10 protein-coding genes are annotated in these 9,181 nt (G+C 53.8%); 9 read left to right on the plus strand and 1 reads right to left on the minus strand.

The features are described 5' to 3' along the window. Positions 1 to 113 precede the first annotated feature (113 nt). Positions 114 to 3,074: a Tn3 family transposase gene (locus ACOYNV_RS23250; RefSeq protein WP_422902191.1), complete on the minus strand. Its 2,961-nt coding sequence runs from the start codon at positions 3,072 to 3,074 to the stop codon at positions 114 to 116. Positions 3,075 to 3,196: 122 nt separating this feature from the next. Here ACOYNV_RS23250 and ACOYNV_RS23255 point away from each other — a divergent pair, with 122 nt between their 5' ends. The 9 genes from ACOYNV_RS23255 (at position 3,197) to ACOYNV_RS23295 (ending at position 8,792) form a co-directional block, all read left to right on the plus strand. Then, positions 3,197 to 3,811 (plus strand): recombinase family protein, encoded by a 615-nt coding sequence (locus ACOYNV_RS23255; RefSeq protein ID WP_422902192.1) that lies wholly within the window; start codon positions 3,197 to 3,199, stop codon positions 3,809 to 3,811. 120 nt (positions 3,812 to 3,931) lie between these two features. Beyond that, a complete protein-coding gene (locus ACOYNV_RS23260; RefSeq protein WP_422902200.1) occupies positions 3,932 to 4,213 on the plus strand; it encodes a helix-turn-helix domain-containing protein in 282 nt (93 codons plus the stop codon). 229 nt (positions 4,214 to 4,442) lie between these two features. Further along, a complete protein-coding gene (locus ACOYNV_RS23265) occupies positions 4,443 to 4,967 on the plus strand; it encodes a thermonuclease family protein (RefSeq protein WP_422902193.1) in 525 nt (174 codons plus the stop codon). A gap of 248 nt (positions 4,968 to 5,215) precedes the next feature. Then, positions 5,216 to 5,566, plus strand: coding sequence for a hypothetical protein (locus tag ACOYNV_RS23270; RefSeq protein WP_422902194.1), 351 nt, complete (start codon positions 5,216 to 5,218; stop codon positions 5,564 to 5,566). 301 nt (positions 5,567 to 5,867) lie between these two features. Continuing rightward, the gene (locus ACOYNV_RS23275) at positions 5,868 to 6,428 is read left to right on the plus strand and encodes a hypothetical protein (RefSeq protein WP_422902195.1); all 561 of its coding nucleotides are present in this window, start codon (positions 5,868 to 5,870) and stop codon (positions 6,426 to 6,428) included. 561 nt (positions 6,429 to 6,989) lie between these two features. After that, positions 6,990 to 7,628 (plus strand): AAA family ATPase, encoded by a 639-nt coding sequence (locus ACOYNV_RS23280; RefSeq protein ID WP_422902196.1) that lies wholly within the window; start codon positions 6,990 to 6,992, stop codon positions 7,626 to 7,628. Positions 7,629 to 7,649: 21 nt separating this feature from the next. Next, positions 7,650 to 7,928 carry a CopG family transcriptional regulator gene (locus ACOYNV_RS23285; RefSeq protein ID WP_422902197.1) on the plus strand — a complete coding sequence of 93 codons (279 nt, stop codon included), beginning with the start codon at positions 7,650 to 7,652 and terminating at the stop codon, positions 7,926 to 7,928. A gap of 53 nt (positions 7,929 to 7,981) precedes the next feature. Beyond that, a complete protein-coding gene (locus ACOYNV_RS23290) occupies positions 7,982 to 8,137 on the plus strand; it encodes a hypothetical protein (RefSeq protein WP_422902198.1) in 156 nt (51 codons plus the stop codon). A gap of 370 nt (positions 8,138 to 8,507) precedes the next feature. Next, positions 8,508 to 8,792: a hypothetical protein gene (locus ACOYNV_RS23295; protein ID WP_422902199.1), complete on the plus strand. Its 285-nt coding sequence runs from the start codon at positions 8,508 to 8,510 to the stop codon at positions 8,790 to 8,792. Positions 8,793 to 9,181 lie beyond the last annotated feature (389 nt).

Here is a 9,181-nt window from a genome sequence, read left to right on the forward strand (position 1 = left end):
CCCGGATCGCGTTGGCGCTGTTGACCTCCGGGTGTGCCTCCATGATGGCGCGAACATGAGGGTCGGCCGGGATTCCGACGGAATCCGGCAGTTTTTGACACAAGCGATTGATTTCAAATAATAATTGTCTCGAATTGCATAGGCTGAACCTGCCGATCCAAGTCCACGGAGTAATCGCCAAATCGATTGATGTGGTCGATCCGGTAGGGAGCCAAGCCTCCCAGGATGGCCGCATCAACGACAAATCCATCGGCCTGAATCTCCTTGAGTACGCGGGTCATGGCTTCCACGTTGTGCAAAATGACCAAGTTGGCCACCAACTGGTTGTACTTGATGACCTTGCGCTGCTCGTGGCGTATGTTCTCGGCAATGATGCCTTCGCCGCCAAAGAACAGCCACTTCGTGAACTGGTTGAACTCCTCGCTCTTGCAGGTCGCAGCGTGAATCGTGCGGCGCAGTTCCACATCACCGATGTAGTCCAGCAGGAACAGGGTTCGAACAACCCGCCCGAGTTCGCGAAAGGCAAAGTAGAGCTTGTTCTTGCGGCTGGCCGTTCCCAGGCGACGCAGCAATGCCGACGGCGTGATTTTTCCCGCCTTGATCGACAAGGCGACGCGCAGCATGTCCGGCAGGTGGGTTGAAATCAGCGACCAGTCAATGCTTTCGCTGAACAGTGCATCGATGTGCCGATACCGAGTTTTCTTATCGGGCCGGAAGAACACCAGTTTTTTGAGTTGACGAATCCTGGGCATTAGCTTAATTCCCAGCAGATAGGCCAGACCGAAGGCAGGTGTGCTCTGTGCATGGGTGTCGCCATGCACCGTATCGGGCTGCACGTCGGACTCGTTCTTGAGGATCCCATCGAGAATATAGACCGCCTCGTACACGCCGCACGGAATGAAGTGGCTGAAGAGAGCGATGTACATATCCGAGACATGGTAGTAGCCGATGCCCCCATAGCCGCCGTAGCGAATATGGCTTTCGGCCAGCAGATTCTGCTCGTACAGATTCCACTGGGTGCCGTCGGCGGAGGCGGTTTCGCCGCTTCCCCAGTATTTGGGCAACAGGAACTTGTTGTAGGCGTTGATGACCTGCACCAAGGCTTTATCCAGCCGCTCCTCGGTCATGTGGTGCAAATTCAGCCAGGCGACCTGCTTGCGGCTCAGATCCTTAACCGACCGGGCCGTTTGCGTGGGACCTAAATTGCACCCATAGCAAAACAGCGTGGTGATAAACCGTAGCCTGGGATTGTCGATCTTGCCCTCAAAGCCGGACAAGGGGCCAAACAGCTTGTGCAAATTGAGCCAGTGCTCTCCTTCGACCAGAATATCCAAAATGTTCTTCGGTGCCAGCCGGGCAGAGAGTTCTTGGTCAATGCGCAGCAAAGCCGCAGAGGTTGCTTCTTTCGAGTTCCTGCGTATAACCAGTTCTTCCCCAATAAAGGCGACATGCTCATTGGCGGGAAAGGCGTGATCTACCCGCTCGGCCGTGTCCACCAAACGCTGCCTGAGCTGCGCGACGAAAGCGCCCGGTTCTGTGGGCAACATCAGCATGGTGCCGTAATCGGCCACCTGGGACTCGAACGTGTCCCAGCCGATGAGCTGTTCCCGGTAGTCGCCATATTGCTCGCTGCGGCGGACATACAAATCGCCGGACTGCAGTTCGCGCGTCACCTCTGACAATACGCACAATTCGAAATACTTGCGGTGAACGCAACTGCCTTCATCATCCTGGTTTTTCTGGACGACGATTTTCCGCCATTTTTCCGGAAGCCAATTCAGGCTCAGCGCTTGGTCGACAGGCAAATACTCTTTATGGCTGTTGCGGTGCTGAAGTACAAAGGCAATTGCCTGCACCAGCGTCTGGTCGCTGTGGGTTGAGGCCAATTCCAGCAGGCCCAGGCAGTTGAGCAGCAGCGGGCGCTGCGCTTGGTAGGAGGCCATCATGAAAGGAAAATAATTGTCAGCAGCATAAGCCATGTGTTCGTCGCATTGCGCCAGCAACTGCGCCGAATCGCCTTCAATGGCGCGGGCGATTCGTTCACCGCGTTCGGCATCATTGGCACCTTGCTCGAAGGCTTTGAGCATATCGCGCAGCGTGGCAATGAGTTTTTCCGCCCGCTGACGGTGCTCGGTGAAATAGCGATCCAATTGCTCGGTGCCCGTGGCGTGCAGTTTTCGCAACTTACGCAGCAAAATGTCTACGACATCGTCCAGCGCCTGGCGCAACTGCGCATGGATCAGAACCACGGCCAGCGCGTAGCGCTTAGCCGGTTTGGTAACCTTGATGTCCGCTGCGTCCAACGCACGTGCCTCCAGCACATACTGATGAAGTTTCGGTACCGCGATGTGGTCGATATTCGGCAGGCGAGCCACCCAGGTCTTCAGCCATGCCAGGTGTTCCAGATAGGCGCGCACTTGCGGGTTTGTCGGTTTTTTTGGTTCGCGTTTGAGCTTGCGCCAGCCCGAGACCTCTCCCGCCTTGATTGTGAACAAGTCGTCGATTTCATGTTTCAACGCTGGCGATAACGTGGCAGACAGGAGGTTGAACGACTCGTCATTGACTTGTGCGCGAATGCGGCGCGCTGTGCGAAACAAGGTGCTGAATCCTGGCAGTTCGAAACGCTGGCGGATCAACTGCTCGATCACTACGTTGATGATGTCGGCCAGTTCGTGCTTGGTCTGGGCCGCTTCCCGGGCCGTCGACTCGATGACGCGGGTGGTAGCGCTAGTGACAGCCTGAATGCCGAGGAACCGACGCACTTGTTCGAGCAGGCGCTGACGCTCGCTGTCCAGATCGAAATCGCGCATTTCGATCTTCGTCAGAGGTTTCGTCGCCAGGCAAGCGGCGATATGGACAACAATGCTGGTCGGCACCTCGGCCAGTTTGACGAAGTAGCCCAGACGCTGCGCCGTCTTGAGTAGCACTAAGACGGCCAGACGACCTTGCAACGTGCGCCCATGGTGACGGGCAAACGCCTGTTCTTCTGGGGATGGCGTGTAAACGTCGGTGAGTTCACGCGGCGTGATCTCGGACTTGAAGCGAGGGTAGGCAGTTTCGTGAATGTTGCTCACGAGGCATGCTTTGCAAAAGAATCAACGATCTGTATCATCACATTTAACCTATACTTTATTTGGACTCATATTTTGCCACGACAGCATGCGGGTTTGCGGGTGGTTTTACGCAAAGGATTCAATTGGGACAGCGAGCTGCCATTTACTGCCGGGTTTCTACGGCCGACCAGACCTGTGAGCGTCAAGAGGCCGATCTGTTGGCGTTTGCTGTGAAGGCGGGCTTTGATGTCGTGGGCATCTGGAAGGAAACGGCCTCAGGTGCCAAGGAGGATCGCGCTCAGCGCAAGAAGGTCATGGCGCTGGCACAGGCGCGCGATGTCGATGTGATCCTGGTGACCGAACTGACTCGCTGGGGGCGCTCGACGATTGATTTGTTTCACACGCTGGGCGAACTCCAGGCGTGGGGCATTTCCCTGATTGCCCAGACAGGCCAGCAATTCGATCTCGGTACACCGCAGGGAAAACTCATTGCGTCGCTGATGTCCGTCCTAGCCGAATTCGAGCGGGATCTACTGCGCGAGCGAGTGCGCTCAGGGATTGCCGCAGCGCAAGCACGCGGCGTACGCTTTGGGCGCCAGCCCGGCCAGCGCGTCAAGGCCGATCGCCATCAAAAGCGAACGTTGGAACTGGTGGCTGCTGGGCAATCGTACCGGGAAGTCGGATTGAGGCTGGGCATCAGCAAGAACACGGTGCTCGATATCGTCAAGCGCCATCGGGTAGATCAGGCTGGGCTATAACAGTCAGGCTGGGTCTAGGCGCTCTTTCCAATCGCGCAATTCAAAACACTTTTATTAATTAAAACAACAGCTTATAGTGAAAAACGCCGGATTCCGTCCGAATCCCGGCCGACCCTCAAGATCGACACCGGCAGTGCTTCCGGGAAGTTGCAATTTCATGTGTTCGCCGCGCTGGCAGAGTTTGAGCGCAACCTGATCCGTGAGCGCACCAACGCAGGGTTAACCGCAGCTCGTGCACGTGGCCGGGTTGGCGGCAGGCCAGCAAAGCTTTCTGAGAAGCAAATCAGGGAAATAAAGGCATTGATGGCCGATCCTCAATGCCAGGTCAGCGACTTGGCCAAGCGCTATGGCGTGTCCAGGACGACGCTGTACAAGCGAGTAGCTGTAGAGACATGCATTTGAAAACGCCAATGCTGTTGGTGCTGCTGTTGGCTCTGGCCTGCACTGCCAATGCTGAAACCATCACCGGGCGGGTTGTAGGCGTGGCCGATGGGTATAGGGCAGATCGAATTTCACTTGCTTGGAAGCTGCGAAGGCTCTGGCTTTCTCCATGGTCAACATGGCTTTTACCCATCGTGTAGAGGGGTCGACGCGCTTGCGCGGCGGGGGTTAGCTCTTGCCGGAGAAGCCAATGCATCTTCCAGCAAGCGACTTTGCACTTGATGAGCGTTTGGGCCTCATGCAGCAACGTTTTGGGATACTCGGCAAGTGGCTCGCTCCGTATAACGATGGCGACACCATTACCGTGCTGGACGCCACACACACCCAGCATCAGATCAGGTTGACTGGAATTGATGCCCCTGAAAAGCGGCAGGCTTTTGGCAATGTCGCTAAGCAAAGCTTGGTCGATATGGTCGCAGGGCAGTATGTGGCGGTCGAGTGGGTCAAGTTTGACAACAGGGGCGGTCGCAAGCTTGGCAAGGTGATGCTGGCCGGTCTGGATTGCAACCTAGAGCAAGTCAAGCGCGGTCTGGCATGGCACTACAAGCAGTATCAGCGAGAGCAGTCACCCAACGACCGCAGGCTGTACGAGGCGGCTGAAAATGAGGCCAGAGCTGACAAGCGCGGTCTATGGCGTGATGCTGAACCTGTTGCGCCGTGGGAGTTTCGGCACCAAAAAAAACCCGGCAACAACGCCGGGCTTGAAACGCATTAGATGCGTCCCGCGCAGGGAGGTGACACGGGAGGTGCGAACACCAAGGTGCATTGTAGGGTGTCGCAAGTTGCCCACAAAGCCCGTGGGCTGCCTTAAGTGGATTGGCTGTTCCGCTGCTCCCCGAACCCCGTTCTGGGGGCGTAAGGTCTAGAGATTCCCCCCCATCTAGCGTAAGGTCTAGTCTGCCCCATGAGTCATAGCAAGGGGGGGGGTACATTTGCCAACGAACAGCTTTTTTCAACCACCTAATGCGCAACTTCAAGGTCTACATCAAGCACCAGTTTTCACGCCTGCAGGATCAATCGATAGATGTGCACCTGGATGATGAGTCGCACATTGCAACATTGACGTGCGGCACATTTGACTCGCACCTCGTGAGCGAGCTCATCACCAACGTCATGCCGACAAAATACGGCGTTTATGCGTACAGCGCTGACGACCGGGACGGGGTCCCGACAACACAGAAATATCAGCTACGGATTCAGATTGGAGGGGAGTGCGGAGTGCTGTTCCATGCAAAAGCGGTGAAATTGGCCAAAGCGCTCTTTCCAACCTCTACGCCGCCGCTCGCAATCACGCTATCTGTAGCGGCCCGATAACAGAAACGCCTCGACCCGATTACATCCGCTTTTTGGGACCAAATTAGCTGAGAATATGGGGTTCTAAGCGCAGACCGACGGAATTTGTCCACCTCTCAAAAGGGGGTGTCGGAAAACCTGCTCGGCTAAGTTCCCGCATGAATCACCAATCCGACGACGTTTTCCGTACAACTTTTTGACCGTGATAAGACCCAAAACTTACCTTTACGGATGGAGTCCGACAAACAAATGTTTCCCGTCACCGTATTGGACAAATTCCGCCGGTTAGGGCGCGGAACCCCAATATCGGGGCGCTACACCTATGATCGTTTTTCTTGACGTGGAATTCACCGACCTTTTGAGCCCGGAGTTGCTGAGTCTCGGACTCGTCACCCTCGATGGCCGGGAGTTCTACGCCGAACTGGACCTCACCACCGACATCGGGAAAGCCCGCGTCAAAGCATCCAACGACTTCGTGCGATACGGCAGCATATTTGACATGTGGGGACTCGTACCAGGATCGACCGGCACCGAATGGGAAATCGGACGGCGCACAGGGGAATGGTTGCTTGGACTTGCCGCCGAGTCAGGGACAAAAATTGAGATAGCTTTCGACTACGGCATGGACTACGAGTTAATGGAATACGTGATTCGGGACTCTGGGCTTTGGGACCAGGTGCGCGAAGTCGTCTTTCCTGTCAACGTCAATCCCATCACCGGCACCATCACGGGCGAGCTGGGCGCAGAGGCTTGTTTTCGTGAGCTGGGCAAGCGCGGACTCAAACGCCATCACGCGCTGGCGGACGCTCTGGCACTGCGAGCCGCATACATCGACTTCATGCAGGAATCCAGCAGCAAGCTACCTATGGGCAGCTTTGCGTAGGTAACCACTATCTAGGAGTGCTGTTGTGCTTGGGCTGAAGCGGCTCTAGGACCTTAGAAGCCGCATTTGTCACTTCGAGGCTATTTGGAAGCCCCATTGGCTTGGAGTATCTGGCACCCACTGGAGCGCAGCAGTCAAAGGTTTGAGAAAGCTACATGATGACCTCGTATTGCTTTTGGAATGGTGCTCGCTTGATGCGGTCAGTTTCTATCAAGACTCGTTCGGATGGAATTGGTTCAACACCCTGTGCACGACCAACGCAGTCATGGGATTTATGAACGATGAAACCCAATGTGCCCGATTGCCTACGATCAATAGGCCGCAACTTTTATTGCCAAACCCGCCGCGTGCGGGATTTTTATCGTCATAGCGTTCCGGTGGGCGCGGATGCGATGGAAATCTAACACGTTACAGCAATGCCGCTACTTTTTTGGAATTGAATACATACATCAAAAAAATGTTTTTTGAATATTCAATAAATTGTCAAAAGCAATCTAAAATAAATTTTCAAACGTTTTTGGAGGTTGATATGGAAGCGGACATTACTCATAAGGGGCGTCCATGATCGTCACCATTGGGAACACGAAAGGCGGGGTCGGAAAAACTACATTGGCACTCAACATTGCTATTGCCCGCGCACGAACGGGACAGGATGTTTGGCTGATCGATGGCGACCGACAGGCTACAGCAAGCAATGCATTGGCGATTCGCGCGGAATCTGGCCAAGAGCCAACCATAGCAACCGCCCAATACTTTGACGGTCAAACACTGCGCGTCCAGGTTAGTTTGCAAGCCAAAAAATATCAGGATGTGGTGATTGATGTAGGTGGGCGCGATAGCTCTGCATTGCGTGCGGCGTTGGGCCTGTCTGATGTCTTGGTCATTCCTTTTCAACCGCGCTCTATTGATGTTTGGGCGCTGCGCGACATCGCGGAATTAGTTGCAGACATCCGAGGCTTCGGTAAAGAGCTAAAGGTGTGCGCGGTGCTCAACCTTGCAGACATTCAGGGGCAGGACAACAAGGATGCCGCTGAGGCGCTTGCAGATTTTCCGGGCATCGAGCTACTGGACACGCCAATACGGCGACGCAAGGCCTTTGCAAATGCGGCAGGGGAGGGTAAGAGCGTGTTGGAGTACGAACCAGTCGATGCTAAAGCCAGAGCTGAATTGAATGCTCTAGTCAATGCAATTTTCAATTAATGAACATTTGACAAATATTAAATGACTATTCGTAAGCTACCAACAAAAGAAAAGAAGATAGAGGCCGCATTAGAAGCATTCGTAGCTGCTGCTCCAGATAGCGCTGCTGCGCCACCGACCCCACTCGTGGATGGGCAAAGTAAACCGGCCAAACGTGGTCGCCCGGTGAGTACAGAGACGCAGGTACAGATCACCGTGAAATTTTCATCAGACGACTTGGATAGGTTGGATGAAGCTGCGCGGGAACGCCGCATAACTCGTGCCGCCTTCATCAGACAAGCAGTGTTTGCCGCTATATAAAGATGTTTATTAAATATTCTATAAATATCAATTAAACATCCATGGAACATGGCATGAAGAAAATTACGGATGCTGAAGCCCAGCAAAATGGCAAAGACGGGTTGACGATCACGGAACGTGGGGTTCTAAGCCCAACGCCGCGAAATCTTTCTGTCACCGTTCGAGGGCTATTCTCAAAACTCAGCGAAGCCAGCGAGACGTTTCAATAATGGTTTTTGAGAGCTTCGCACGCCATGTTGCTGCTGGTGCCACACAAATTCTCAGTTTTCGTGCTCATAAACGACCGTTTTTGAGGCACGGAGGCACGATCCAAAGATTTCGCGGCGTTGGGCGTGGAACCCCTGCCAAGAAAAAGAAAGTCAGCGTCGGCTTTGTTGGATCAACCGTTGATAGCCGATCTACCGACTCGGCCACACTCTACGAAGCGCTGGCGGGGTACGGATACCCCATTGCTGGAGTCTTCACGCAACGCGCTTCCTATCGGCGGGCCGGTGTCACTGGCGGGCTTACCAGTGACACGGATACAGTGGCCGCAGCCGAATACGCAGCACTCATTAAATTCATAAAAGGGGTTTGAGAATGGCCACAAAAGCATCGTTGAGCGGCATGGCTTCGCTTGCTTCAGAGGGTGAGATAAAACACGTTTCAAGCTCGTTAATTAACAAAAATGAATTGTTAACAAGCGGCGCGAATGGACGTAGTAAGAAAGATCATGGTTTTGTGGTTAACGAGGGCCGGAAGTCAAAAGATGATGAAATCATCATGGTCGGCGTGAGAATGAGGGGTTCTAAGCCCAAACCGGCGGAAATTTCAGAATCCCCTTTACTCGGCTGGAAAGTCTGCATGAAGCCGATTTCTCGGTGAAACCAGCAAATTTTCTGCCTACCGATGGTCAAAAGTCGGAGTCACATAGACGGTCGTTCGTGTGACACCTAAAAGTAGCACCAGAATTCCAGCGATTCAAAAATTATTGAGCCATTATTGTGGTATTTTTCCTAGTGGCAATGATACTTAGGCTCAATAATATATGAATCGCTGGATTGACCAAAAGTCAGTCACATTGCCCGTCTCATGGACTATGTCACGCGAAGGATGCTCAAAGTGACAACGAAAATCATTGCTCTGAAATTTCCGCCGGTTTGGGCTTAGAACCCCTGTAGCAAGTGGACAAAAGTGGTGTGAAGGCTATCAATAGTAATTTTGATTGAGTAGATGGCACTTTTTTCCTCTATGTGGTCACTACCCCACATTGC

Source organism: Propionivibrio sp., from assembly GCF_049316945.1.
Classification (GTDB): domain Bacteria; phylum Pseudomonadota; class Gammaproteobacteria; order Burkholderiales; family Rhodocyclaceae; genus Propionivibrio.

Bases quoted from the DNA above. Each gene is read 5' to 3' on its own strand.
- ACOYNV_RS23285 (WP_422902197.1), top strand. From the start codon at position 7,650: ATGACTATTCGTAAGCTACCAACAAAAGAAAAGAAGATAGAGGCCGCA.
- ACOYNV_RS23275 (WP_422902195.1), top strand. From the start codon at position 5,868: ATGATCGTTTTTCTTGACGTGGAATTCACCGACCTTTTGAGCCCGGAG.
- ACOYNV_RS23265 (WP_422902193.1), top strand. From the start codon at position 4,443: ATGCATCTTCCAGCAAGCGACTTTGCACTTGATGAGCGTTTGGGCCTC.
- ACOYNV_RS23270 (WP_422902194.1), top strand. From the start codon at position 5,216: ATGCGCAACTTCAAGGTCTACATCAAGCACCAGTTTTCACGCCTGCAG.
- ACOYNV_RS23290 (WP_422902198.1), top strand. From the start codon at position 7,982: ATGAAGAAAATTACGGATGCTGAAGCCCAGCAAAATGGCAAAGACGGG.
- ACOYNV_RS23280 (WP_422902196.1), top strand. From the start codon at position 6,990: ATGATCGTCACCATTGGGAACACGAAAGGCGGGGTCGGAAAAACTACA.
- ACOYNV_RS23295 (WP_422902199.1), top strand. From the start codon at position 8,508: ATGGCCACAAAAGCATCGTTGAGCGGCATGGCTTCGCTTGCTTCAGAG.